This window comes from Stenotrophomonas sp. IS26 (assembly GCF_054188265.1).
In genome coordinates this window covers 239,090-263,442 of sequence record NZ_JBSZJV010000002.1, presented here as the reverse complement: position 1 = coordinate 263,442, position 24,353 = coordinate 239,090, and the positions used below count along the sequence as shown (strand labels likewise).

The following is a 24,353-nucleotide window of genomic DNA, read 5'->3' as shown; positions in this document are numbered from 1 at the left end:
TCCAGGCTGAAACGGCACGGGCACCCGCAGGTGCCCGTGATGGTGCGTCACACAGCCATGTCAGGCGCGCGGCGAGAGCAGGTCGGAAAGGCCGATCGTCCTGTACATCTCGGTGCGCATCCGGTCGGCTACACCATTGACCACTTCGGCACCGTCCTGCGACGGATCCACATGCACGCGGAACGGGCGCTTGCCATGCGGCAGGCCGACCACACGCACGATCTCGCGCGCGACCTGCTCGGGGTCGGCATCGGCCGGCTCCAGGCTGGCCAGGCCCTGCAGTGCCTGCTGGGCAACGCCGGCATACGGACCGTTCTCGTATTCGGCGGCGATGTCGGCATCCTCCGGCGTGCCCGAATGCGCGAAATGATTGGTGCCCTGGGTGAACGCGCCCGGCACCATGATCGTGGTCTCGATGCCCCAGCGCGCCAGTTCGGTTGAGTAGGCCACCGCCAACGCATCCATCGCGGCCTTCGCAGCGAAGTAGGGCGCGAGAAATGGCGGTGTGCCCCCGCGGGTGGAGGACGATCCGACCCACAGCAGCAGACCCCTGCCGCGCCCGCGCATGAAGGGCAGCGCAGCACGGTTGACCCGCTGCGTACCCAGCACGTTGACGTCGTACTGTTGCATCAGTTGCTCAGGCGTGAACGCCTCGGCCGGTCCAAACACCATGTGCCCGGCGTTGTGGATGATCACATCGAGCGTGCCCGCCTCGGCGAGTACCTGTGCAATGGCAGCGTTGCTGGAAGCCTCGGACTGCACGTCCAGTTCAACGGTGCGCAGGTCGGCGCGCTGCTGGGCGGCCCACGCGGCGATCTCGGCAACGCGTGCGGCATTGCGTCCGCCGATGTCGCGCATCGAGGCGTAGACGGTGTGACCGGCCTGGGACAGGGCTTTGGCGCTCATCAGGCCGAAGCCGGAGGACGCGCCGGTGACAAGGATGGTGTGCGGCATGGGAATCTCCAGGTTGAAAAGGGGGCGGCGAGGGAGAAGGACAACTAGGGGGTGAGAGGGCGCGTGCTGTCGCGCAGGCGGCGGTAGAGCACGCGACCGGCATCCAGGTGGGGGGTGAAATCGAAGCCCTGGGCCAGCATCGCGTCCATGTCCTGCGCGGGAATCTGCATGACGTAGCTGTGGTCGTTGGCGACCAGTTCGAACGCCTCCGGGCCGAGCGACGCAGCGCTGAACCATTTGCCGGCATCGGCATGTCCGCTGCGCAGTACCTGGCCGCGGTAATGCAGTTCCCAGCCGCCATCCAGCAATACCCAGACGTCATCGCGGCCCTCGGCGGTAACGTTGCCGAGGATGGGGGCGCCGGCGCTCACCTCCCATTCCCGCGAATGGTCGATCACGTGGCGCAGCTGCGCGGTGGTCAACGCGGTGAAGAACGGGGTGTTGCGAAGCAGGTGCAGATAGGTGATGGACGGCTTCATGGCGGGGTGTGGCGAGGGCGTGCGCGCTTCGCACGACGCCGTCATGACGGTCGCGCAGAGCAGGGGCAGCAGCACGGCCAGGTGGCGGGGCGACATCCGGGCGACCTCAGGCCACGCCGCCGTTGGCGCGCAGGATCTGGCCATTGACCCAGCCGCCGTCCGGCCCGGCGAGGAAGGCAACCACGCCGGCGATATCGTCCGGCTGGCCGAGGCGTTCCAACGGCGGCATCCGCGCGAAGGTGTTGATCTGCTCTTCGGTCTTGCCGTCGAGGAACAGTGCGGTCGCGACCGGGCCCGGGGCCACCGCGTTGACGGTGATCGCGCGGCCGCGCAGCTCCTTGGCGAACACGTGGGTGAACGCTTCCACCGCGGCCTTGGTGCCGTTGTAGATCGCATAGCCCGGCAGATTCAGGGCCAGCGTGGTGCTGGACAGATTGATGATGCGGCCGCCGTCGTTGAGGCGCGTTGCCGCTTCGCGCAGGGTGTTGAACACGCCCTGGGTGTTGATCGCGAAGTTCTGCAGATACAGCGCGTCGCTGGTCTGCGCCAGCGGGGCGGTCTTGAGGATGCCGGCGTTGTTGACCAGCACATCGATGCGGCCCAGCTGCTGTTCAACCGTGGTGAACATCGCGCCGACCTGATCGGCCTGGGAGACATCGGCCTGGATCGCGATGGCGGACGCACCGCCGCGGGTCAACTCGGCGACGAGCGCATCGGCCTCGGCGGTGTTGGAGGCGTAGTTGAGGGCGACGGCGAAGCCATCGGCAGCCAGGCGCCGGGCGATGGCGGCGCCTATGCCGCGGGAGGCGCCGGTGATCAGGGCGACGCGGGAGGAGGTGGACATGGTGGGGCTTCCTTCAGTGGTGGGCACGGAAGGAAGGATGGATCATTCGGCGGCAGGGATAATCCTGCTAAAGTTGCGATCACAATTCCAATTGCTTTAACAATGGGTGGGTCATGGACCGCTTCCAGGAGATGCAGGTGTTCGTCCGGATCGCCGAACGCCAGAGCTTCACCCTGGCGGCCGAGGATCTGCAGATTCCGCGCGCCACGGTGACCAACCTGATCAAGCGGCTGGAGCAGCGCATCGGCGTGCGCCTGCTGGAACGGACCACTCGTCAGGTGCGCATGACCCATGACGGCGAGGCTTACTACCATCGCTGCGTGCGGTTGCTGACCGATCTGGAAGAAACCGAAAGCGCCTTCCGCGATGCCCCGCCCAAGGGGCTGCTGCGGGTCAATCTGCAGGGCACGCTGGCCCGGTACGTGGTGATGCCGGCCATGGGCGAATTCCTTGCACGCTATCCCGGCATCACCCTGCACGTGGGCGAGGACGACCGCTTGGTGGACTTGGTCCGCGAGGGCGTGGACTGCGTGCTGCGCGCGGGCGTTCTGCAGGATTCGTCGTTGATCGGCCGGCAGGTCGCGCTGCTGGAGCAGGTCACCGTGGCCAGCCCCGCGTATCTGGCGCGCGAGGGTGTGCCGACCCGCCTGGACGATCTCGCGCAGCACTACGCGGTTGATTACGGCCCCGGCGGCGCGCACTCGGCCGGCTTGGATTTCCTGCTTGATGGCGACGTGGTGGAGCGGCAGCTGCAGTCGCGCATCTCGGTGACGGGCGCTGACCTGTACACCGGCGCGGCGCTCTCGGGGCTGGGCTTGATCCAGGTGCCGCGCTATCGCATTGCGCAGGCGCTTGCCGAGGATCAGCTGCGCATCGTGCTCGCGGATCACCCGCCACCGCCGATGCCGGTGTCCGTGCTGTATCCGCAGAACCGGCAACTGTCCGCCCGCGTGCGGGTGTTCGCGCAATGGCTGGCCGCGTTGTTCGAACGCGCTGCGGGCACCGCAGCATCCCCCTGACAGCAGATCGTCATGCCACCGCCGCCGCGAACTATTCGCGCAGCCAGCATCGGTCGGAGGAGGCGACAACGCCCTGTCACGCGTTGTCGCTTTCGTGATGCACTGCGCTGGGCGGTACGGGACCGGTCTGCGATAGTCGAGATATATCTATTACGCGCGTTGGATTGATGCTCCATCCACAAGAGTTGTCCGCGGCGCAGATCAGCCAGGTGCTGGCCGAGGTGTTCGGTGTGCGTGCCAGCACGGTGCTGCAGCGCGCAGGTGGGGCCGATGCAGGCGCGACGGTGTACCAGGTGGCGGGCCCGGACGGCGCGCGCTGGTGGCTCAAGTGCCGCCGTTATGCCGTGGATCCGGTGGTGTGGGAAGTACTGCACCACCTGCGTGAGCACGTCGGCCTGCGCGAAGTGATCGCACCGCTGCCCACACGCGATGGGGCGGCGGCAGCGAGCTGGGCCGGTCTGCAGTGGACCCTGTTTCCGTATGTCGAGGCGTTCTCCGGTTTCGAGGAAGCGCTCTCGCGCGGCCATTGGGAACGACTCGGCCGGGTGCTGCGCCAGATCCACGACACCCATCTGCCGGCCGAGCTGTCCGATCGCCTGCTTTGCCCTGGCTTCGACGACGACACTGCCGTGGAGCGGGTGGGCGCGTGGTTGCAGCGGGCCGACGCGCGGATTCCGGTGCGCGATGCCCTGGGTGAGGAGTACCAGGCGCTGTGGTGCCGCCACCGCCAGCGTATCGAGGCGATCTGGCAGCGCTGCCGCGAGCTGCGTGCGCGTATCGGTGAGGGGCGCGCCTCCCGCGTGCTGTGCCATGCCGATCTGCACGCGGGCAATGTGCTGGTCGGGCCGGAGGATGGCATCTATCTGATCGACTGGGACGACATGGTGCTGGCGCCGCGCGAGCGCGATCTGATGTTCGTCGGCGCCGGCATCGGTGGTCGTTGGGGGCGCGAGCAGCCGCCGGGGTTCGCGGAAGGCTACGGGCCGGTCACGGTGGATCCGCTGCGGGTTGCCTACCACCGCCACTGGCGGATCCTGCAGGACCTGCAGGAGTTCCATGATCTGCTGCTCGAACCCGGCGCCACCGCGCGCCCACCTGCACAGCGACGCCAGGCCCTGCGCTACATGGCCGAGCAGTTCGCGCCCGGCAACGTGGCCGATTGTGCGACCCGTGCCTGGCAGGCCGCGCAGGGCTGAGGTTGCAACTCACCGGATGTCCGTACGCAGGCTGCCGCGGATCTGATCGCGCCAGATCTCGGCAACGCCGGCCTCGTCGGCAAAGTGTGGCCAGCGCAGCACGCTTTGCCGGACCTGCTCAATGATGTCCCGGGCACGGCGGGCATTGATCGAGGCCGCCGCGGCACAGGCGGCCAGGTCGGCCACGTCGAACCCCTCGCGCTTGGCGTTGATCGACATCTGGTGCCGGGCCGTCCAGTCGCCGTCCGGGTTGTACGCCCAGGTGATGTCGAACGCAGGGGACAGCGACCATTGGCCCTGCCGGTCCATCAGGTAGGCGATGTTCTTGACGTGGTCGTCCTGGTTGCGTGCGATCACGTTGAACACCATCCGCCGGAACTGTTCCTCCAGCTGCGCCATGGGCAGGCGCAACTGACGCATGACCAGCAGGGCCTGCTCATAGGAGTAGGCAGTGGGATCATTGAAGTCGAAGTGGGCCATCGCCGCCAACGACTGCATGTGGCGCTTGCCCCCTGCATCGGTGCGGTCGAAGCGCTGGGTCATGAAGTGGCGGCGGCCGCCTTCCTCGAGCAGCCGGCACTCGCTGATCTGGATGCCTGCATCACGCGCCATCAGTGCGTAGGCGTACTCGACCACGCCGTAGCCCTTGGGGTCCGCCAGTTCCTTGTCGCGGTTGTTCTGCACGCCATCGAACTTGAGCAGCCAGTAGCTGAAGCCTGGCGCCGCCGCGGCCTGGCCCGATCGGACTTCGCCGGTGCCTTCGTTCCAGGCGATGACGGCCTTGGCCCGTGCGCCACCGGCCGAGGTCCCCACGCGCAGAATGTCGCGCAGCGCATCCGCACGGTCTTCATCGCCGAACGAGGCGCGCAGGTTGTCGCGGTTGCTCAGGACCTCGGTGGCCAATGCAACCAGGGCATCGATCTGGATCTTGTGTGCCGTGCGGACGCGCGGCCCGTGCACAGGCGAGAACTCCAACGCCCCCATGCCGCGCGTGCCGGTGTAGCAGAGCCGCTCCACCGCGTTGAAGCTGTCCGGGGTGCGGCCCTGGGTGGCCAGCCACGCGTTGATCAGGGTATTGCCGTACTTGTCCGGCAGGGCGTCGGCGAGCAGGCCGGGCAGGCCATGGAAGCCGGCTGGGTTGAGGGAGGGGAAACCGTAAATCCGATCCGCCGCGAGCGGCATGGTCAGTGGGGCGACCTCGATGCTGGACCGTGCGAAGGCCGGGTCGTAGGCAAATTGTGCGATCCGCTCGCCGTCGGCCAGCGTCACCGCACCGATCCGGCTGCCCCACAGGCGCACCTCGGCCGTGGTGCTCATTGCTCATCGCCCCAGGTCCACGGCTTGGCCGGTGCCGGCTCTGCCACCCCCGGTCGCGCGCGCTGGCGCGGGTGGCCGCGGCGCTTCAGCAGATCGATCGGATTGGGGCCGTGGCTGGGCAGCATCACGTCCAGCGCATCCAGCCTGCCGAGGGCGCGCAGGCATCGGATCAGGTTGGCCAGCTGGGCGGGCGTGCCGTCTTCCAGCCGCTGCACGGTGCGTTTGGAGACGCCCGCGGCATCGGCCAGCTGCTCCTGGGTGATGCCCTGCGAAAGCCGCACGCGGGCCAGACGTTGCCCCAGCTCAGCCAGGACAGCCTCGTCCGTCATAAGATGTGTGATCGTCATAAGGTGACCCTCCTGACGCTTTGTATCGCACTATTGCGATAAAGCGTCAAGTTTGGCGGTTTACGGAATTTACGTATGATTCGATCAACGCGACATATATGGCGCGTTATGTCGCCATATCTGGTTAAAGTGCCAAAAATGACGCGTAACGGGATACGTTCGTGGCGCTTGCTCCGCGGCGTTTGCTAAAATTCGCCGTTCGACTCTGGACGATGTACACAGAAGGATCCTGAATGAAGATTGCGGTTGCCGGTACCGGCTATGTGGGCCTCTCCAACGCGGTGCTGCTCGCGCAGCATCACGAGGTGGTGGCGCTGGATATCGATCCGGCCAAGGTGGCGATGATCAATGCCCGCCAGTCGCCCATCGAAGATGCCGAGATCGAGGATTTCCTCGCCCATCGCGCGCTGAACCTCACTGCCACGCTGGATCCTGCGCAGGCCTATGAAGGCGCGGACTTCGTCATCGTCGCCACGCCGACGGATTACGACCCTACCTCGAACTACTTCAACACCGACTCGGTCGAGGCAGTGATCGCCGATGTGGTGCGGATCCATCCCTCGGCCGTCATCGTGATCAAGTCGACCGTGCCGGTCGGCTGCACGGCCGCGTTGCGGGCCAAGTTCAACACCGACAACATTCTGTTTTCGCCGGAGTTCCTCCGCGAAGGCCGCGCGCTGCATGACAACCTGCACCCCAGCCGGATCATCGTCGGCGAGCGTTCGGAGCGCGCGGCGGTGTTTGCCGAGCTGCTGAAAGAAGGCGCGATCAAAAAGGACGTGCCGGTGCTGTTCACCGACGCGACCGAGGCCGAGGCGATCAAGCTGTTCTCCAACACCTACCTGGCAATGCGGGTGGCGTACTTCAACGAACTGGATACCTACGCCAGTTCGCACGGGCTGGATACGCGGCAGATGATTGAAGGCGTCAGCCTGGACCCGCGCATCGGCAATCATTACAACAACCCGTCCTTCGGCTACGGCGGTTACTGCCTGCTCAAGGACACCAAGCAGTTGCTGGCCAACTACAGCAAGGTCCCGCAGAACCTGATCCACGCCATCGTCGAGTCCAACCGCACGCGCAAGGATTTCATCGCCGATGACATCGTGGCGCGCAACCCGAAGGTGGTGGGCATCTACCGGCTGGTGATGAAGGCCGGCTCGGACAACTTCCGTGCCTCGGCGGTGCAGGGCGTGATGAAGCGGATCAAGGCGAAGGGCATCGAGGTCATCGTGTACGAGCCGGTGCTGACCGAGCCGACCTTCTACCGCTCCCGCGTGGTCAATGATTTCGCCGCGTTCCTGGCCGAGGCGGACATCATCGTCGCCAACCGGCTGACACCGGAGCTGGAGGGCGTGGCCCACAAGGTCTACACCCGCGATCTGTTCGGCTCGGATTGATGCCCGGGGTCTATTCTCCCGGCTTGGCGGCGGCTGTCACTGCCTGCGATTTCGCCCGCCGTGCCAGTACCGCTTCGCGGTGGGCGATGTAGGCATTCGCGCCGAGGATGATGCCGGCGCCGATCACGGTCCAGCGGTCCAGCGCCTCATTGAACAGCAACCAGCCCAGCAGGCTGACCAGCGGCAGCTGCATGAAGCTGATCGGGGTCAATGCGGAGACCTCGCCCAGGCGCAGGGCGCGCGTCCACAGCAGCTGGCCCAGCGTGCCGAGCACGCCGGTCGCGACCAGCCAGACCCACGCCAGGCCGGTCGGCCAGACCCACACGAACAGCGCCGGCACCAGCGACAGCGGCACCCAGAACACATAGGTGTAGAACACCACGGTATCGGCGCTGTCCACGCGGGTGAGCTGCTTGATCTGGATCGCCACCAGCGAGCTCAACACCGCGGCGCCCACCGCCACCAAGGTGCCGGGGGTGAAGGTGGTCGAGCCCGGGCGCACGATGATCAGCACGCCGATGAAGCCGATGATCACCGCCGCCCAGCGGCGCATGCGCACCGTCTCGCCCAGCCACAGCACGGCAGCGATGGTCACAAACAGCGGCGTGGAGTAGGAGAGCGAGATCGCCTGGGAGATCGGCAGATGCCCGATCGCCCAGAACGCGCACAGCATCGAGGCCAGCCCGATCGCACTGCGCAGGAAGTAGCGCGGCAGCTGCTGTGTCTTCAGCGGTGCGCTGCCCGAGCGGATCAGCATCGGCAGCAGCGCCAGCAGGCCGAAGGCGTTGCGGAAGAACGCCACTTCCTGGGTCGGCACGTAGCGGGTGGCGTAGCGGATCGCGATCGCCATCAGGCCAAAGGCCAAGGTACTGCCGAGCATCAGCAGGGCGGCCCGCAGCGGCGTGGCCACCGGTAACGCGGGGGCGGGGTTCACCACTGTGCGCCGATCAGCCTGGGCTCCGGTTCGATCGGCACGCCGAACTTCTCCACGACCGAGGCGGAGATCCGCCGCGCCAGTGCGAGCAGTTCTTCACCGGTGGCCTGGCCATGGTTGACCAGCACCAGTGCATGGCTCGGCGCCACGCCGGCATCGCCATCGCGGTAGCCCTTCCAGCCGCAGCTCTCGATCATCCAGGCTGCGGAAATCTTGCGGCGGCTGTCGTCGTCGGCCGGGAACACCGGCAGCTCGGGGAAGTGCTGCAGCAGCACCTCTACCTGTTCCAACGGCAGGATCGGGTTCTTGAAGAAGCTGCCCGCATTGCCGAGCACCTCCGGATCAGGCAGCTTGCGACGGCGGATGTTGATCACCGCATTGGCCACATCGGCGGCCACCGGCAGCTCCACACCCATCGCCTCCATCTCCTCGGCGATCCCGGCATAGCCCAGGCGCAGGCCATGCAGCAACGGCAGACGCAGTTCGATCGCGGTGATCAGGTAACGGTCCGGGTCGTGCTTGAAGATGCTGTCGCGGTAGGCGAACTGGCAGCCTTCCGCATCGAAGCGCACCCAGTCGTTTTCGTGTCGGTCCCAGGCATCCACGGCCTGGATGAACTCGCCGACCTGCGCGCCATAGGCGCCGATGTTCTGGATCGGCGAGGCGCCGGCGGTGCCCGGGATCAACGCCAGGTTCTCCAGCCCGGACAGCCCGTTCTGCAACGACCACATCACCAGCCCATGCCAGTTCACGCCGGCACCGGCGCGCACGATGGTGTGGTCGGCGCGGTGCTCCAGAATCTCGATGCCGCGGTTGGCGAACACCAGTACGGTGCCTTCCACGTTGTCGGCGATCAATACATTGCTGCCGCTGCCCAGCACCAGCAGCGGTTGTTCGGCGACGCGCGGGAGGGCAAGTACCTCCGGCAGCACGGAAGGATCGAACACCTCCAGCAGCTGCGCAGCGGTGGCGTCGACGTGGAACGTGTTGAGCGCCTTCAGCGAGGCGTTTTCAGTGATGGCCCAGGCAGTCATGGCGTCGTTCACAGCGGTGCCACCGCGCCGCGGCTGGGCGCCTCTCTGCGGCGGCGGATCGCTTCCACGCACTCGTGCACCAGTTCCGGACCACGGAAGATCAGGCCGCTGTAGCATTGCACCAGCGCGGCGCCGGCCGCCATTTTGGCGACCGCATCCGCGCCGGATTGAATACCGCCGACGCCAATGAGCGGCATCGACTCGGGCAGGCGCGCACGCAGGCGGCGCAGCACCAGGGTGGACTGGCCCAGCAACGGCGCGCCGGACAAGCCGCCGGCTTCATTAGCACGCGGGTCACCGGCCACCGCACTGCGGTCGATGGTGGTGTTGGTGGCGATCACGCCGTCCACCTTGAGCTCACCGAGCACGCGCGCTGCGGCGTCGATATCGCGGTCGCTCAGGTCCGGGGCCACCTTGACCAGCATCGGCACGCGCTTGCCGTGCTTGGCGGCCAGGCTTTCCTGGCTCTCGCGCAGCTGCGAAATCAGCTGGCGCAGCGCGGTCTCTTCCTGCAGCTCGCGCAGGCCGGCGGTGTTCGGCGAGGAGATGTTGACGGTGATGTAGTCGGCCAGCGGATACACCTTCTGCAGGCAGTGCTGGTAATCGTCGAACGCCTGTTCGTTCGGGGTGTCCTTGTTCTTGCCGATGTTGATGCCGAGCAGGCCAGTGCGGCGCTTGGCGCGCTCGACATTGCGGACCAGCGCATCCACGCCCAGGTTGTTGAAGCCCATGCGGTTGATGATGGCCTGGTGCTCCGGCAGCCGGAACAGGCGCGGCTTCGGGTTGCCCGCCTGCGGGCGCGGGGTGATCGTGCCGATCTCCACGAAGCCGAAGCCCAGGGCCAGCAGCGCATCGATGTGCTCGCCGTTCTTGTCCAGGCCGGCGGCCAGGCCCACCGGATTCGGGAAACTCACTCCGAACGCGTTGGTCGGCAGCGGGTCGATGCGGCGGCCCATCAGCGGCGTGGTGCCGGTGCGATAGGCCAGGTCCAGCGCGCTCAGGCCAAGGCCGTGGGCGCGTTCTGCATCAAGGGCGAACAGGAAGGGGCGGGCAAACGAGTACATGGCGTTCAATCAGTCCAGCGTGCCGACAAAGGCACGGGTTTGGTATTCAAAAGCGATCTGGCCGTCCACCGCATGGGCGTCGAACAGCTGTTGCAGCGCGGCCAGCATCGGCGCGTGGCGCGGGTGACCGGCCTGCGGTGCATACGAGGAGGACAGCAGGCGGCCACGCAGGCCATCCAGGTCCATGCGCTGCACGTTTGGCAGCCGGGCCATGCCGCGCAGGCCCTCGCCGAACCACGCACGCATGGTGTCATCGTCCTGGTAGCGCTCGGCCACCTCGGTGTAGTCGCTGCCGAATTCCAGCAGCAACTGTTCGTAGCCGATCAGGAACGGGGAGGCATCGAGCAGGCGCGAATTCCAGAACACCAGCGCCATGCCTTCGGGCTGCAGGATGCGCGCCCATTCGCGGCGCACTGCAGTGGTATCGAACCAGTGGAAGGCCTGCGCTGCGGCGACCAGACCCACGCTGTGGTCGGCCAGGCCAGTCGCTTCGGCGGTGCCGTCGGCCACCTTCAGGCGCAGATAATCCGGCGCCAGCAGTTGCTCGGCCGCCTCGCGCATCGCCGCATTCGGCTCCACTGCGATGACCGGGTGGCCAGCGGCCAGGAACAGCCGGGTGGAAATGCCGGTGCCGGCGCCGATATCGGCGACCAAGGTTTCGGTGGGAACACCGATGTCCTGGTGCAGCCAATCCAGCAATGCCGGGGGATAGTCGGGACGGTAGCGGACGTAGTCGGCAACCCGACTGCTGAAGCGTTCGGTCGAATCCGAGCGGCTCATGTGCACCTCACGATTGGGTAGCGGCAAACCAGGCCAGTCCGCCGAAGAACAACAGCACCACCACCAGCGCGAGCAGGCTGCCGATCACGATGATCCAGCCCAGGATCAGGCCGGCCAAGGCCATGCCGTCGCCTTCCAGCTCCAGCGGGCGGCGCCGGATCTCGGCGCGGGCCAGGTGGCCGGTGATGATCGCCGCGATGCTGCCGATGAAGGGCAGGGCGGTCCAGCCGAGGATGCCCATGATCAGGCTGACCACGGCCATGGCACTGGTTTGTCGGGGCGGAAGGCTCATGCAGGTCCTGGTCGCGGTGGGGTGGTTCGATGATAGGGCCAGCGGCGGGTTTATCCCATCAGGACCTGGCCACCATCCACATTCAAGGTATGCCCGGTGATCCAGCCCGCCAGCGGCGAGCACAGGAACAGCGCGGCGTTGGCGATGGCCGCCGGCTCGCCGAAGCGGCCAAACGGGATCTTCGCCAGGGTGTTTCGATACAGCTCCGGGTCCTGCTCGCGCCGACGCGCCCACAGCCCATCCTCGAACTCGATCGAGCCGGGGGCGATGGCGTTCACGCGGATCCGCTGTGGCGCCAGGGCCAGGGCCTGCGAAGTGGTGTAGTGCATCAGCGCGGCCTTGGCCGCCGCATACGGCGCGCCACCCGGGCGCGGCTGCTGGGCAGCGATCGAGGCCAGGTTGAGAATGCAGGCATCACTGGACTGCTGCAGCCAGGGCAGGGCCAGCCGCGAGGCACGCACGGCCGCCATCAGGTCGACGTTCAAGCTGGCTTCCCAGCCCGCCTCATCGTCGGTCATGCCGTAGCCGGTCGCGTTGTTGACCAGCACGTCGATGCCGCCCAAGGCCTGAGCAGCATCGGCCAGCCAGCGGCCGATGTCGCCCAGCTGGCAGAGGTCGGCCGTGGCCGTATGCACGGCCAGGCCGAGCGCGCCGGCATCCGCACGCAGCGCGGCCAGACCGGCCTCACCGCGTGCGCAGACCGAAACGCGGGCGCCTGCCGATGCAAACGCCAGCGCCATCGCGCGCCCGATGCCCTTGCTGCCACCGGCAATCAGCACCCGGCGCCCGGTGAACTCCAGGCGTGGGCCGGCGGGCAGGTGGGGCGCGGAGTCCATCACAGGTCGAACTTGATGCCCTGGGCCAGCGGCAGCGAATCGGAGTAGTTGATGGTGTTGGTCTGGCGGCGCATATAGACCTTCCAGGCATCCGAGCCGGACTCACGGCCACCGCCGGTGTCCTTCTCGCCACCGAACGCACCGCCGATCTCCGCACCGGAGGTGCCGATGTTGACGTTGGCAATGCCACAGTCCGAACCGGCTGCCGAGAGGAAGCGCTCGGCGGTCTTCAGGTTGGTGGTGAAGATCGAGGACGACAGGCCCTGCGGCACGCCGTTCTGCATGTCGATCGCTTCGTCCAGCGTGCTGTACTTCATCACGTACAGGATCGGGGCGAAGGTCTCGTGCTGGACGACCTCATCGCTGTTCTTCAGGCCGGTGACGATGGCGGGCAGCACGAAGTTGCCGGCGCGGTCGATGCGGGTGCCCCCGGTCTGGACGGTGCCGCCGCTGGCCTTGGCCTTCTCGATCGAAGCCAGGAACTGCTGCACGGCGCCGTCGCTGTTGAGCGGGCCCATCAGGTTGGCCGGGTCGGTCGGATCGCCGATCTTGCCTTCCACCTGCTTGTACGCCTTGATCAGCGTGGCCAGCACGTCGTCATGGATGGATTCGTGCACGATCAGGCGGCGCGTGGTGGTGCAGCGCTGGCCGGCGGTACCGACGGCGCCGAAGACGATGCCCGGGATCGCCAGCTTCAGATCGGCGGTTTCATCCAGGATGATGGCGTTGTTGCCACCCAGCTCCAGCAGGCAGCGGCCCAGGCGATGCGCAACCTTCTCGGCGACCTGACGGCCGACCTGGGTCGAACCGGTGAAGCTGATCAGCGGCACGCGCTTGTCGGCCACCATCTTCTGCGACAGCTCGGTGCCGGCATCGTTGATCAGGAAGAACAGGTCCGGGAACCCACCGTCACGCAGCGCTTCATTGCAGATGCGCATGGAGGCGATCGCGGTCAGCGGCGTCTTGTTGGACGGCTTCCACAGGCAGATGTCGCCGCAGATCGTGGCCAGGAACGAATTCCATGCCCACACCGCGACCGGGAAGTTGAACGCACTGATGATGCCGACCAGGCCGAGCGGCTGGTACTGCTCGTACATGCGGTGGCCCGGGCGCTCGGAATGCATCGTGTAGCCATAGAGCATGCGGCTCTGGCCCACGGCGAAATCGGCGATGTCGATCATCTCCTGCACTTCGCCATCGCCCTCGGGCTTGCTCTTGCCCATCTCCAGCGCGACCAGCGAGCCCAGGGCATCCTTGTTGGCGCGCAGGGCTTCGCCACACAGGCGCACGGCTTCGCCACGGCGCGGGGCCGGGGTGGTGCGCCAGACCTTGAAGGACTCCTGGGCGCGGGCCACGATGGTTTCGTAGTCGGCGTCGGTGGTCGCGTAGACCTCGGCGATGGCTTCGCCGGTGGTCGGGTTCACCGGGGTGATCACACCGGCATCGGTGGCCGAGGACCACTCGCCGTTGCCAAGGTAGGTGCCAGCGTTGGTCGCGTCGAGGCCGAGGGCCTTGAGCAGGTCAGAGGACATGCAAACTCCTGTTGCGTTGCGTTTGTAAGGCGCTGGCCGCTGGCAGGGTGGGGGGCGGCAAGCTGAACCACGAATGGTAACAGAGGGGCGCAATGCCTCATCTGGCGGTGCAGCGCAAGGATCGGCAGACGCCCATGGCGGCAGGAACCCGCGCGGCCGGCGATGGCGCCAAAGCATCCGATGCTGGTGACCCCGGCCCGATTCGAACGGGCGACCTTCCCCTTAGGAGGGGGACGCTCTATCCAGCTGAGCTACGGGGCCAAAACGGCCTGCAAGGATACAGGCAAACAGGCCCCCCTGCAGCCGGGCGTGCATCCACACGCGTGTTGCCCGCTCAGACGAGGCGGGCGTTGGGGGTTCTCATCCTCCGGTGGCCGCAAGCGGTCTGCGCCAGCGGAGGGTACGCCGGCTACGGTGCTTTTGGGCGCTCGTAATCCTGGGGTCTGGCAGTGTGTTCCGCCTCCGGCATGTCCTTGTCCTTCCAGCGGGCGTCATCGTTCCTCAGCGTGTCCGGCGTGTGGCTTTTCTGCTGGTCATCTTCTTTGGTAGCCGGTGCTCGCGGTGCAGTGGTCATGACATCTCCTCGTTGATCAGCGATCCAGCGTCTGTTTGCCGGCCGTACCGTGCTGGCCGAAGTCTGGCTGGGTAATGCCGTCGTCCTCGCGCACGCCGTCCGGCTCACCTTCACCGGCTTTGCCTCCCTTGCCGTGGCCGTGCTGGTTGTAGCCCTCGTTCTCGGTCTTCAGGTGCTCCGCATCCGGATCTTTCGCGTCCTTGTCATCCTCAGGCGGCTTGGCCGCCACGAACGGAGAGATCGGGTCACTGGCCGGGAAGGTCTCTTCCAGCGCTTCGTCGTGGTTCTCCGAGGTGCGCTGCTTGTCGACCGTGCCTTCGGCCGGTGGGCAGGTGTGCGTGGCGTGGGCATCTTCGGTGGAGGCGGGCGGGGTCTTGTCGTGCTGCATGGCGTGTCTCCTGCGCGAACGGGTAGGGCGGTGATGCCTCGACGCTAGCCCTGGCGTTGTTACGAAGGAGCGGGGGTGCCGTGAAGGGCGGGTGCTCCCACCGGCTTCACTTCGGACTTCCTATCGTCCAGACCTCGCCACACGGAGGCTGCCGCGATGCATGAGATGTTCGAGCTGGGAATGGAATGGTGGGAGTTCGTGGTCCGCGCGGTTGCGGTGTATGTGGTGGTCCTGCTGCTGACCCGTATGAGCGGCAAGCGCTCGATGGGGCAGTCCACGCCGTTCGACATCCTGGTGATCGTGCTGCTGGGCACGGCGGTGCAGAACTCGCTGATCGGTGAGGACACTTCGCTGCCCGGCGGGCTCATCCTGGCCGCGACGCTGATCGGTCTGAACTGGTTCGTCGGCTTTCTGGGTGCGCGCAGCAAGCGCCTCAACGAGATCGTGGAGGGCGTGCCGGTGGTGCTGGCGCGGCACGGTACGATCTACTGGGAGCAGGTGAAGCGCTGCAATGTCAGCCCGGCGGATCTGGAAGTGGCGATGCGCGCCAACGGCTGCGAGGGCTTCGGGCAGGTGGAGCTGGCGGTGCTGGAAACCTCCGGCGAGATCACGGTGCACAAGCGCCGCGCCGAAGGCGATGACTGAGCGGGCGCGTTCGCCGGTCACTCTCGCCCTCGCTGGATGTTGACGGTGTGCCGCGTAGCGTCGTGCGCAGTCCCACAACAGGAACACGCGCGATGCACATGCCACTGCACAGTGAAACGACGGCCCGATGCGATGAGGTGATCGCCCAGGTGCCGGACCCGACCCCGGAACCCGTGCCGCCCGCGCCGCCAGTGGAAGAACCGGGCCGTGGTGATCCGCCTGCGCAGGAGCCGCCGCAGGAGATCCCACCGGAGGGCGACCCGGCACCTGCATCGCCGCCGCAGGAACTGCCGCCGGATCCGGAGGCGCCTTCGGCGCCCTCGGTGGAGTAGGCGAACCAGGCATGAGGCGCTGGCCGCGCCCGCAGAATGAATGATTCAGTCCTCATGCCCTGCGGAGCGCCATGCGCTCCAGCCTCTGCAGTGCGACGCGTTCACCCGGATAGACACGCCGCACACGTTGCGGTCACGACGCTGCCACGCCGTACCACGTACCACAGAGGTACTTGGACACGGAGTTTGCTATGCGCGCACTGACTTACCACGGCAGCAAGGATGTACGGGTCGATACCGTGCCCGATCCCGCACTCGCTGCCCCGGACGACATCATCCTGCGCGTCACCGCCACGGCGATCTGCGGCTCGGACCTGCATCTGTACCGCGGCAAGATCCCGGATCTGCACACCGGTGACGTGCTCGGCCATGAGTTCATGGGCGTGGTGGAGGAGGTGGGCGCTGGCGTGATGGATCTGCGCCCGGGCGACCGCGTGGTGATTCCGTTCGTGATTGCGTGCGGCGAATGCTTCCACTGTCGCCTGGCCGAGTTTGCTGCCTGCGAGACCACCAATACCGGCAAGGGCGCCGCCGTGAACCAGAAGGGCATCCGCCCGCCGGCGGCGCTGTTCGGGTACAGCCATCTCTATGGCGGTGTATCGGGTGGGCAAGCGGAGTTCGTGCGTGTGCCGAAGGCCAATGTGGGGCCGTTGCGCATTCCCGATGCGCTCGCCGATGAGCAGGTGCTGTTCCTCTCCGACATCCTGCCGACCGGCTACCAGGCGGCGATCAACGCAGGGGTGAAGCCGGGCTCCACGGTGGCGATCTTCGGTGCCGGCCCGGTCGGGCTGATGAGTGCGGCATGTTGCCGCCTGCTGGGCGCGGAGACCATCTTCATGGTCGACCATCTGCCGTATCGCCTGGCCTTCGCGCAGCAGACCTACGGCGTGACCCCGATCGATTTCACCCAGGTGGAGGATCCGGCGGAATACATCATCACCCAGACCAACGGCCGCGGCGTGGATGCCACGATCGAAGCGGTCGGCTTCGAGGCGGAGGGCAGTGCGCTGGAATCGGCGCTGACCACGCTCAAGGTGGAAGGCAGCAGCGGCGTGGCGATCCGCCAGTGCATCGCCGCGACCCGTCGCGGCGGCACGGTGAGCATCCCGGGTGTGTATGCCGGTTTCATCCACGGCTTCCTGCTCGGCGATGCATTCGACAAGGGCCTCACCTTCAAGATGGGCCAGACCCACGTGCAGAAGCTGATGCCGGAGCTGCTCGACCATATCGGCGAAGGCCGGCTGGATCCGGGCGTGATCGTGACGCACCGGCTGTCGCTGGAAGACGCGGTGCGTGGCTATGAGATCTTCGACCGCAAAGAGGAGGATTGCCGCAAGGTGATCCTGACGCCCTGACATGAATGCCGTGGCTTCTCTTGTACCGCCGGCGGCACCGCAGCCGGTGACCGATGGCGATGACCTGCAGGCGCAGGCGCGTGCGTGGATCGAACACCAACCCTCGTTGTCGCGCCCCGGCAGTGGGGACACGTTGCTGCGCTGGCAGGCGTTGGCGCATATCGCCGCGCGCGATCTCTGCCTGGCCAAGGTGCTGGAAGCGCATTACGACGCGCAGGCGATCCTGGAAGAACTCGGCGCCTCGATGCCGGACCGCGATCGGCTGGGCGCCGTATGGGCGGCCGAAGGGCCGGCGGCGACCCTGCGCTTTGATCGGGCCACCGGCACGCTGTCCGGTGACAAGCCATGGTGCTCTGGTGCAGGCTGGGTTGACCATGCCCTGGTGACGGTGCGCGATGATGGGCGCTCGCGGCTGTTCCTGGTACCGGTGCGCCGCGCCAGCGTGAGTTTCCTGCCACAGACGTGGCAGGCCACGGGCATGGGGCGGGTGCCGAGCGGGACAGCCCGTTTCGACCAGGTGCCGGCCGTCGAGGTTGGCGCGGCGGACGCCTATCTGCAGCGTCCGGGGTTCTGGCATGGCGGCGCAGGCATCGCGGCGTGCTGGTTCGGCGGCGCGAGCGCGTTGGCTGAGCCCTTGCTGCATAGCGCGCGGGCCGATGAACCGGGCACGACGGCCGGCCTGCTCGGTGAGATCGACCTGGCGTTGTCGCCGTGCGCCTCCCTGTTGCGTGAGCTGGCCGCGTTGATCGATGCGCAGCCCGAGCTGCCGCATCAGCGGGAGATCGTGCGGGCGCGCAGCGCGGTGGAGCGCGCCGCCTCCCTCACGCTGGATCGGGTGGGCAGGGCGCTGGGGCCTGGTCCGATGTGCATGGACCCGGCGCACGCCCGGCGCTGGGCCGACCTGACGGTGTTCATCCGGCAGAGTCATGCCGACCGCGACTGGCAGCATCTTGGCAACCTGATGCACCGCGAGGGCCGCACGTGGACGCTGTGAATCGTCAGATCGAAGGCGGCGGCGTGACCGAAGCGCAGTGGGCGGCATCGCCGTGGTTGCAGGCGCTGCCGCTGGCGTCCCTTGCGGCGCTGTTCGGCGATGCGCGGCGGCTGGTGGTGGTGTCGCCGCATCCGGACGATGAAGTGTTGGCATGCGGCGGCCTGATGGCGCTTGCGCACCACGCCGGCTTGGCCATCACGGTGATCTCGGTGACGGACGGCGAAGCCTGCTATCCCGATCAACCTGCGTGGTCGCCCGAGCGGCTGCGCGTGGCCCGTGCCGCTGAGCTGGACGACGCGCTGCGCTGCCTGGGCTTGGCGAGTGCAGCGCGGATCGCCTGGCACATCGGCGATGGCGCGGTGACGGCCAGCGAGGCATGGATCGGCGAGCAGCTGGCGGCCCTGCTGCAGCCGGATGATCTGGTGTTGGCACCGTGGCGCTTGGATGGGCATCCGGACCATGAAGCGGTCGCGCGTGCCTGCGTGCAGGCCTGCACCGCGCGCGGCGCCGCGTTGAAGGAATACCCGGTGTGGGGCTGGCATTGGCTGGACCCGCAGGCGGCACCGACGGCCTGGGCGCCCGCCACGCGCTATGCGCTGGAGGACGACCTGCTGGGCTGCAAGCGCGATGCCATCCAGCAATTCGTGACCCAGACCGGCGCGGTGCCGGGGCTCGAGTGCGAGCCCATCCTGCCTGCCGCTGTGCTGCAGCGGTTTGAACGGAACTACGAGGTATTGATTGGATGAGCGATGTCGCCTACTTCAACGCGCTGTACGAGAACGAGGATCCCTTCCAGTACCGCACCCGCTGGTACGAACAGCGCAAGCGCGCGCTCACCCTTGCAAGCCTGCCGCGCGAGCGCTTTGGCCGTGGCTGGGAGCTGGGCTGCTCCAACGGGGTGCTGACCGCGGCCTTGGCCGAGCGCTGCGATCACCTGCTCGCCACCGATCTGAGCGAAGGCGCTGTCGTCGCGGCGCAGGCGATGACCCGGCGCCACGCGCACGTTTCCATCGAGCAGGCGCGCCATCCTCAGGACTGGCCAGCAGGCACGTTCGATCTGATCGTGCTCGGTGAAATGGGCTACTACCTCTCACAAGACGACATGCGTCAGGTGGCGGCGCAGGTGGTTCAATCGCTCACGCCGCAGGGCGTGGTGATCGCCTGCCATTGGCGCGTGCCGTTCGAGCAGGCGCGTTGCAGCGCCGCGTTCGTGCACGCGCAGTTTGATGACAGCCTGCCCCGCCTGTTCTCGTATCGTGACGAGGACATGCTGCTGGAAGGCTGGTCGGCCGAGACCACCTCGGTGGCCGAACACGAGGGCCTGCGATGATTGCCGTGACCGTTCCCGCGCACAACGAGGAACAATTGATCGCGGCCTGCCTGCAGTCGCTGCAGGTGGCCGCGTTGCATCCCGCGCTGCGTGGCGAGCCGGTGGTGATCGTGGTCGCCCTTGATCGCTGCAGTGACGCGACCGAGTGGATCTGCCAGCGCATGGGGGTGGAGGTGGTGACTGTGGAGGCGGGCTGTGTCGGCGTCGCGCGCGCGGCGGCGAGTGAGCGCGCGTTGGCACTGGGGGCTCGCTGGATCGGCTGCACCGACGCGGACAGCGCGGTGCCGCCGGACTGGCTGGCGCGCCAGCTGCAATGCGGTGCGAATGCCTTCTGTGGCGTGGTGGCGGTGGGCGATTGGCTGGACTACCCGCAGGCCGTGCGCGAGCAGTTCCTGCAGCGCGAGCATGCGGTGGATGGGCACCCGCACGTACACGGCGCGAACATGGGCTTCAGCGCGTTGGCCTACCGGCAAGCCGGCGGCTTCGCGCCGCTGGCAACCGGTGAGGACGTTGCGCTGATCCAGGCCATGTACGGCGCTGGCATGCAGGTGGCGCGGCTGGCCAGCCCCCGGGTGATCACCAGCGCACGCCGGCACGCGCGTGCACCGCACGGGTTCAGTGACTTCCTGCGCCGCCTGGAACAGCGCGTTGGCTTGGCGGCAGATGAGGTGGTGAGCGACGTGCCGCCGCTGTCACTGCTGGCGCGCTGATGGCCCCCATCGATCTGCTCGGCTGGGCGGCGACCGCCGTGCTGATCGCCACGCTGTGGCGGCAGATCTGGAAGCAGTGGACCGCCGAGGATGCGCAGGCGGTATCGACGTGGTTGTTCGTTGGCCAGATCACTGCCTCGGTATTGTTCATTGCGTACAGCGCGGCGACCGGATCGATCGTTTTCGTGGTGACCAATTCGCTGATTCTGCTCACGGCGGTCACCGGGCAATGGCTGTCCTGGATCAAGCGCAGACGGGCGGGGAAGTAACACGTATTTCGCGCCTCGACGACGCGCCGTGCACATCTGCCGCGCAGTGCGTTGAGCTCGCTGAACACTCGCATTTCAGTGTCACGCCGACTTCATGGCCAATGCGGAAAAGTCGACTCACCCCGACAACAACACACGGGCCAAACCGGACCAACAGGAGTACATCGCAGTGAATACCGAATCGAAGACCGCGCATAACTTGAACGACCTGATCGAAATCGCCCGCGATGGACAGGAGTTCTACACCGAGGCCGCAGGCAAGATCGAAGATGCCGAGTTGGCGGCGCTCTTCACCCGTATCGCCGGTGTCAAGAATGAGATCGTCCGCTCGCTGAGCGCCACCGTTGTCGCCGCGGGCGGCAAGCCGGCCGACCATGGCACCTTCGTCGGTTCCATGCAGCAGTTCTACGGCAAGGTGCGCGCCACCCTGGGCGACAAGCAGTACGGCTACGTGGCCGAGCTGGAGGAATCCGAGGATCGCCTGCTGAAGGCGTTCAAGGACACCCTGACCGACGCCGACACCTCGCCGGCCGCGCGCCAGGAAGTCCAGCGTCTGCTGCCGCAGGTGCAGGAGTGCCATGCCGTCATGCGCGACCGCAAGCACGCCATGAAGCACTAAGTTCCAGTCGCTTCCTGAAGCGGTATCCAGACAGCCCCGGCACTGCCGGGGCTGTTTGTTTGTGTCCGGCAGGCGCGGTGGCGGTCAAGGTCCAGACGGCGCCGAACGGTAGTGGGGGAATTGGTGCATACTCGGGACAAAGAGCCGCTTGGATTTGTCATGGAACACATGCGTTGGCTGACGCTTCGTCTCAGCAACAATCAATCCATCGGCCCGAAGGTGCTGATGGACCTGTGGGCCAACGCGTGCGAGACCAATCAGTCCTCGGTGACCCGCGAAACGCTGCCCGGGAAATCGACCTCCTACGCCCTGCATGCGCCGACCTCGCTGGCCTACCCCAAGCGCGCGGAGCTGCGCATGCGCAAGCTGCTGGAAGAGGCTGGATACACGTTCACGCTCGGCTCGCTGGCCGACCGCCCGGCACCGCAGCCGGTGCGCTTCCGTTGACGCCGTTCACCGGCGGCGCATTCATTCATTCTTGAACCAGGGCGCCGCAACCGCGCGTTCAGTCGACGCGGTCGGCGGCCACGCTGCGGACCATGATCCGGACCGGCATGCCGGCGGCATGCTGCAGTGATTCCAGCGGGGCCCAGCCCAGCCGACGATACAGGCCGCCATCATCGGCTTCGGTCTGCAGGTAGAGATCGCGTACGCCAAGCGCGCGACCGCGCACCAGCAATTCTTCGATGACTTTCTCGGCCAGGCCGCGCCCGCGGTGCGCCGGATGGACATAGACGCCGCCCAGCCAGTGCAATCGTTCGGGCCGCTCGGTCCGCTCATGGAACTTGAGCTGCGCTGCGGCGACCGGCACCGCGTCATCCAGCGCGATCAGCAGCAGGGGCAACTCGTCGTCCTGCAGGAACACTTCCAGCCGCTGCTGCTGATCGAGCAGGGTCAGGTCCGGCACGTGGCGTCCCCATTGCTGGAAGTACCACTCGGCCAGGATGGGCAGCAGATCGGGGCGGTCACTGAGGGGAACGATGGTGCAGGCCACGGTGAACGCTCCATGTTGGACGGGTCGGCTGCCATGGTACGCGGATGCGCGGGCGTTTCGCCGCCGCTTGCAGCGGCCTTCACCCTGCGCGCAGACTATCGCCATGCACGCCAGCGCCTGCCATCTGCGGTGTTACGGAACGTCCAGCGATGTGGACCGGCATGACTTTGCGCAATGGGTGCTGCCGCTGCGCGGCGATCTGGATGTCGAGGTCGATGCGTTTGGCGGCCGCCTGGATGTGCTGCAGGGAGCCTTCGTGGCGCCCGGCGAGGGACATGCGCAGACCGGCGATGGCGATCATCTGATGTTGATCGTCGATTGCCCGGCGGGGGTGATCGATGACCACACCCTGGAGCACCTGCGCCGCCAGCGTTGGCTGGCACTGCCGAAGGGAGTGCGCCAGCGCCTGGCCGGTGCGCCCGCACACGGCAGTGAGGGTCTGCTCGCGACCCTGCTGCAGCAGTACGCGCCCGCTGGCAGCGCGGCACGCCTGCATGCCCTGTGCACCCGGCTCTCGGCCAACCCCGGCGCGGACTGGAACGTAGCCCGCATGGCCGCGCTGGTGGGCATCAGCGGCAGCCGCCTGCACGCGGCCTTCGTACAGGAATTCGGGGTGCCTCCCCAGGCGTGGCTGAGTGCCTGCCGGTTACGCTGGGCCAAGCACCGGCTGCTCACCAGCAGCGACAGCATCGCCACGATCGCGCTGGATGCCGGCTATTCCGAGCACAGTGCGCTGACCCGTGCCCTGCGCCGGGAAACCGGGCTGACCCCGCAGGCCTTCCGGCGGCAGTAGCCTCGGTCAAGACGTCGCGGTGCGCCGCTTCTACACTGCGCGGCCAATGCATACCGCGTGAGCTGCAATGAAACGATCGATGGGAGTGGGCATCGCCAACGGCATTGCCGCCGGCGCGCTGTGGGGCGTGGTGTTCCTGGCCCCGGCGGTGCTGCACAGCTTCAACGCGGTACAGCTCTCGGCCGGCCGTTATCTGGTCTACGGCCTGATTGCCGTCGTTCTGCTCGCGCCGCGCTGGCGGCAGCTCAAGGACCGGCTGGCGTGGCCCGAGTGGCGTGGTCTGCTGTGGCTGAGCCTGGCCGGCAACCTGGTCTACTTCCTGCTGCTGGCCAATGCCGTGCAGTGGGCCGGTGGTGCGGCCGCCTCGCTGATCGTGGGATTGATGCCGGTGGTGGTGACCCTGGCTGGCGTGCGCGAGGAAGGCGCCGTCCCGCTGCGACGCCTGGCTCCGGCGCTGCTGTTGTGCCTGCTCGGTGTGGCGCTGGTGGGCTATGAAGCCTTGATGGCCGAACATGCGCAGGGCTCGGCCGGGCGCCGGTTGCTGGGGCTGCTGTGCGCAGTCGGGGCGTTGTTGTCCTGGGCGGTGTATTCGATCGGCAACAGCCGCTGGCTGGCGCGCCGGCCGGATCTGTCCGGGCATGACTGGTCGCTGCTGACCGGCATCACCACCGGCGGGCTTGCCCTGGTGCTGGTGCCCAGTGCGTTCCTGACCAGCGCGACGGTCCATCCGCCAGGCGAGTGGCTGAACTTCTGGCTGATCAGCGCGGGCGTGGCGGTGGTCGCCTCGGTGCTCGGCAATGCCTGCTGGAACCGCGCCAGCCGCCACCTGCCACTGACCCTCACCGGGCAGATGATCGTCTTCGAGACCCTGTTCGCCCTGCTGTACGGCTTTGCCTGGCAGCAGCGCTGGCCGACGCCGATGGAAACGGTCGCCATCGTCTGCCTGGTCTCGGGCGTGCTGATGTGCGCGCACGCGCATCGCCCACCGGCGGCGGTGGCGGAGCATGTGGGATAGGGAAGGCCTTGCCGCGGCTGGATGGTCACAATCGCAACTTGTTGGCCGACGATGGCAGCGGTTTACGTGCCACCATCTTTTGCAGCGCAGCACTTGACAAGCAGGGCGGCGGCGTAGTTTTCTTGATCCATGGTCATCACCGCCGCCCACGCCTACCTGCTCGTTCCCGCCTCCGCGGGCGCCCTGGCCGTGTCGACCGGTACCACCATCATTACCACCGCCACCACTCGCCCGGTGCGGCCCGTCGTCTTCGCGTAATTTCCGAAAACCACGGCCCCGCACCCAGATCAGGTGGCGGGGGAAACTC

Annotated in this window: 31 protein-coding genes and 1 tRNA gene; 16 read left to right on the top strand and 16 right to left on the bottom strand. The window is 67.0% G+C overall.

Annotation, left to right across the window (positions count from 1 at the left end; all coding sequences use genetic code 11):
* Positions 1-60: 60 nt before the first annotated feature.
* From ACW6W5_RS03150 to ACW6W5_RS03140, 3 genes are read right to left on the bottom strand one after another with little or no spacing between them, the layout of a single operon-like run.
* Positions 61-954: an SDR family oxidoreductase gene (locus tag ACW6W5_RS03150; protein ID WP_152150613.1), complete on the bottom strand. Its 894-nt coding sequence runs from the start codon at positions 952-954 to the stop codon at positions 61-63.
* A 44-nt stretch (positions 955-998) separates the two neighbouring features.
* Positions 999-1,529, bottom strand: coding sequence for a hypothetical protein (locus ACW6W5_RS03145; protein ID WP_220668885.1), 531 nt, complete (start codon positions 1,527-1,529; stop codon positions 999-1,001).
* 10 nt (positions 1,530-1,539) lie between these two features.
* Positions 1,540-2,277: an SDR family oxidoreductase gene (locus ACW6W5_RS03140; protein WP_121036619.1), complete on the bottom strand. Its 738-nt coding sequence runs from the start codon at positions 2,275-2,277 to the stop codon at positions 1,540-1,542.
* Positions 2,278-2,390: 113 nt separating this feature from the next.
* Between ACW6W5_RS03140 and ACW6W5_RS03135 the strand changes: the two genes are divergently transcribed.
* Complete coding sequence (locus ACW6W5_RS03135; RefSeq protein ID WP_121036620.1) at positions 2,391-3,296, top strand: LysR family transcriptional regulator; 906 nt, start codon at positions 2,391-2,393, stop codon at positions 3,294-3,296.
* 167 nt (positions 3,297-3,463) lie between these two features.
* A complete protein-coding gene (locus tag ACW6W5_RS03130) occupies positions 3,464-4,492 on the top strand; it encodes a phosphotransferase enzyme family protein (protein ID WP_152150615.1) in 1,029 nt (342 codons plus the stop codon).
* A 9-nt stretch (positions 4,493-4,501) separates the two neighbouring features.
* Here ACW6W5_RS03130 and ACW6W5_RS03125 read toward each other — a convergent pair whose 3' ends face one another.
* Both ACW6W5_RS03125 and ACW6W5_RS03120 read right to left on the bottom strand, forming a co-directional pair.
* A complete protein-coding gene (locus ACW6W5_RS03125) occupies positions 4,502-5,809 on the bottom strand; it encodes a type II toxin-antitoxin system HipA family toxin (protein ID WP_152150618.1) in 1,308 nt (435 codons plus the stop codon).
* Positions 5,806-6,138, bottom strand: coding sequence for a helix-turn-helix domain-containing protein (locus tag ACW6W5_RS03120; protein ID WP_226956556.1), 333 nt, complete (start codon positions 6,136-6,138; stop codon positions 5,806-5,808). Before ACW6W5_RS03120 ends, ACW6W5_RS03125 begins: the two co-directional genes overlap by 4 nt.
* Positions 6,139-6,389: 251 nt before the next feature.
* Between ACW6W5_RS03120 and ACW6W5_RS03115 the strand changes: the two genes are divergently transcribed.
* The gene (locus ACW6W5_RS03115) at positions 6,390-7,556 is read left to right on the top strand and encodes a nucleotide sugar dehydrogenase (protein WP_152150622.1); all 1,167 of its coding nucleotides are present in this window, start codon (positions 6,390-6,392) and stop codon (positions 7,554-7,556) included.
* 10 nt (positions 7,557-7,566) lie between these two features.
* Here the strand turns inward: ACW6W5_RS03115 and ACW6W5_RS03110 are convergent, their stop codons facing one another.
* The 10 genes from ACW6W5_RS03110 to ACW6W5_RS03065 all read right to left on the bottom strand — a co-directional run bounded on the left by ACW6W5_RS03110 (position 7,567) and on the right by ACW6W5_RS03065 (position 14,990).
* Entirely contained in the window at positions 7,567-8,454 is an 888-nt protein-coding gene (locus ACW6W5_RS03110) for a DMT family transporter (RefSeq protein ID WP_152150822.1), read from the bottom strand.
* Positions 8,455-8,486: 32 nt separating this feature from the next.
* A complete protein-coding gene (gene murB / locus ACW6W5_RS03105) occupies positions 8,487-9,536 on the bottom strand; it encodes a UDP-N-acetylmuramate dehydrogenase (protein ID WP_183073612.1) in 1,050 nt (349 codons plus the stop codon).
* Positions 9,533-10,588, bottom strand: a complete 1,056-nt coding sequence (locus tag ACW6W5_RS03100; RefSeq protein WP_121036622.1) for a quinone-dependent dihydroorotate dehydrogenase — start codon at positions 10,586-10,588, stop codon at positions 9,533-9,535. Before ACW6W5_RS03100 ends, murB begins: the two co-directional genes overlap by 4 nt.
* A gap of 9 nt (positions 10,589-10,597) precedes the next feature.
* Positions 10,598-11,368, bottom strand: coding sequence for a class I SAM-dependent methyltransferase (locus tag ACW6W5_RS03095; protein WP_152150624.1), 771 nt, complete (start codon positions 11,366-11,368; stop codon positions 10,598-10,600).
* 7 nt (positions 11,369-11,375) lie between these two features.
* Positions 11,376-11,660 (bottom strand): DUF4190 domain-containing protein, encoded by a 285-nt coding sequence (locus ACW6W5_RS03090; protein WP_121036624.1) that lies wholly within the window; start codon positions 11,658-11,660, stop codon positions 11,376-11,378.
* Between the two features lie 50 nt (positions 11,661-11,710).
* The gene (locus ACW6W5_RS03085; RefSeq protein WP_152150626.1) at positions 11,711-12,496 is read right to left on the bottom strand and encodes an SDR family NAD(P)-dependent oxidoreductase; all 786 of its coding nucleotides are present in this window, start codon (positions 12,494-12,496) and stop codon (positions 11,711-11,713) included.
* Positions 12,496-14,028 (bottom strand): L-piperidine-6-carboxylate dehydrogenase, encoded by a 1,533-nt coding sequence (gene amaB / locus ACW6W5_RS03080; RefSeq protein ID WP_152150628.1) that lies wholly within the window; start codon positions 14,026-14,028, stop codon positions 12,496-12,498. The genes ACW6W5_RS03085 and amaB overlap by 1 nt, the downstream gene beginning before the upstream one ends.
* Before the next feature lie 184 nt (positions 14,029-14,212).
* A tRNA-Arg gene (locus ACW6W5_RS03075) sits at positions 14,213-14,289 on the bottom strand.
* Positions 14,290-14,437: 148 nt separating this feature from the next.
* Positions 14,438-14,602 carry a hypothetical protein gene (locus ACW6W5_RS03070; protein ID WP_183073613.1) on the bottom strand — a complete coding sequence of 55 codons (165 nt, stop codon included), beginning with the start codon at positions 14,600-14,602 and terminating at the stop codon, positions 14,438-14,440.
* Between the two features lie 16 nt (positions 14,603-14,618).
* On the bottom strand, positions 14,619-14,990 hold the full coding sequence (locus ACW6W5_RS03065; protein ID WP_152150630.1) for a hypothetical protein: 372 nt from the start codon (positions 14,988-14,990) through the stop codon (positions 14,619-14,621).
* Between the two features lie 156 nt (positions 14,991-15,146).
* Between ACW6W5_RS03065 and ACW6W5_RS03060 the strand changes: the two genes are divergently transcribed.
* From ACW6W5_RS03060 to ACW6W5_RS03015, 10 genes are all read left to right on the top strand, one after another.
* On the top strand, positions 15,147-15,635 hold the full coding sequence (locus tag ACW6W5_RS03060; RefSeq protein WP_121036628.1) for a DUF421 domain-containing protein: 489 nt from the start codon (positions 15,147-15,149) through the stop codon (positions 15,633-15,635).
* A 92-nt stretch (positions 15,636-15,727) separates the two neighbouring features.
* Positions 15,728-15,967, top strand: coding sequence for a hypothetical protein (locus ACW6W5_RS03055; protein ID WP_152150632.1), 240 nt, complete (start codon positions 15,728-15,730; stop codon positions 15,965-15,967).
* A gap of 191 nt (positions 15,968-16,158) precedes the next feature.
* A complete protein-coding gene (locus tag ACW6W5_RS03050) occupies positions 16,159-17,322 on the top strand; it encodes a zinc-dependent alcohol dehydrogenase (RefSeq protein WP_019183026.1) in 1,164 nt (387 codons plus the stop codon).
* A 1-nt stretch (position 17,323) separates the two neighbouring features.
* Positions 17,324-18,316 (top strand): acyl-CoA dehydrogenase middle domain-containing protein, encoded by a 993-nt coding sequence (locus ACW6W5_RS03045; protein ID WP_152150634.1) that lies wholly within the window; start codon positions 17,324-17,326, stop codon positions 18,314-18,316.
* On the top strand, positions 18,313-19,062 hold the full coding sequence (locus ACW6W5_RS03040) for a PIG-L deacetylase family protein (protein WP_121036631.1): 750 nt from the start codon (positions 18,313-18,315) through the stop codon (positions 19,060-19,062). Before ACW6W5_RS03045 ends, ACW6W5_RS03040 begins: the two co-directional genes overlap by 4 nt.
* Positions 19,059-19,646, top strand: a complete 588-nt coding sequence (locus ACW6W5_RS03035) for a class I SAM-dependent DNA methyltransferase (protein WP_152150636.1) — start codon at positions 19,059-19,061, stop codon at positions 19,644-19,646. Before ACW6W5_RS03040 ends, ACW6W5_RS03035 begins: the two co-directional genes overlap by 4 nt.
* The gene (locus ACW6W5_RS03030; RefSeq protein ID WP_152150638.1) at positions 19,643-20,356 is read left to right on the top strand and encodes a glycosyltransferase family 2 protein; all 714 of its coding nucleotides are present in this window, start codon (positions 19,643-19,645) and stop codon (positions 20,354-20,356) included. The genes ACW6W5_RS03035 and ACW6W5_RS03030 overlap by 4 nt, the downstream gene beginning before the upstream one ends.
* Complete coding sequence (locus tag ACW6W5_RS03025) at positions 20,356-20,625, top strand: PQ-loop domain-containing transporter (protein WP_152150640.1); 270 nt, start codon at positions 20,356-20,358, stop codon at positions 20,623-20,625. The genes ACW6W5_RS03030 and ACW6W5_RS03025 overlap by 1 nt, the downstream gene beginning before the upstream one ends.
* Positions 20,626-20,794: 169 nt before the next feature.
* Positions 20,795-21,244: a PA2169 family four-helix-bundle protein gene (locus ACW6W5_RS03020; RefSeq protein WP_152150642.1), complete on the top strand. Its 450-nt coding sequence runs from the start codon at positions 20,795-20,797 to the stop codon at positions 21,242-21,244.
* A 159-nt stretch (positions 21,245-21,403) separates the two neighbouring features.
* Positions 21,404-21,691 (top strand): hypothetical protein, encoded by a 288-nt coding sequence (locus ACW6W5_RS03015; protein ID WP_046272599.1) that lies wholly within the window; start codon positions 21,404-21,406, stop codon positions 21,689-21,691.
* 58 nt (positions 21,692-21,749) lie between these two features.
* On the opposite strand, the gene ACW6W5_RS03010 is transcribed toward ACW6W5_RS03015, so the two are convergent.
* A complete protein-coding gene (locus ACW6W5_RS03010) occupies positions 21,750-22,238 on the bottom strand; it encodes a GNAT family N-acetyltransferase (RefSeq protein WP_152150645.1) in 489 nt (162 codons plus the stop codon).
* Positions 22,239-22,341: 103 nt separating this feature from the next.
* On the opposite strand from ACW6W5_RS03010, the gene ACW6W5_RS03005 reads away from it, so the two are divergent.
* From ACW6W5_RS03005 to ACW6W5_RS02995, 3 genes are all read left to right on the top strand, one after another.
* Positions 22,342-23,031: a helix-turn-helix domain-containing protein gene (locus ACW6W5_RS03005; RefSeq protein ID WP_152150647.1), complete on the top strand. Its 690-nt coding sequence runs from the start codon at positions 22,342-22,344 to the stop codon at positions 23,029-23,031.
* A 67-nt stretch (positions 23,032-23,098) separates the two neighbouring features.
* Positions 23,099-24,046, top strand: coding sequence for a DMT family transporter (locus ACW6W5_RS03000; protein ID WP_121036637.1), 948 nt, complete (start codon positions 23,099-23,101; stop codon positions 24,044-24,046).
* Between the two features lie 129 nt (positions 24,047-24,175).
* Positions 24,176-24,304, top strand: a complete 129-nt coding sequence (locus ACW6W5_RS02995) for a hypothetical protein (protein WP_264298032.1) — start codon at positions 24,176-24,178, stop codon at positions 24,302-24,304.
* The last annotated feature ends 49 nt before the right edge of the window (positions 24,305-24,353 follow it).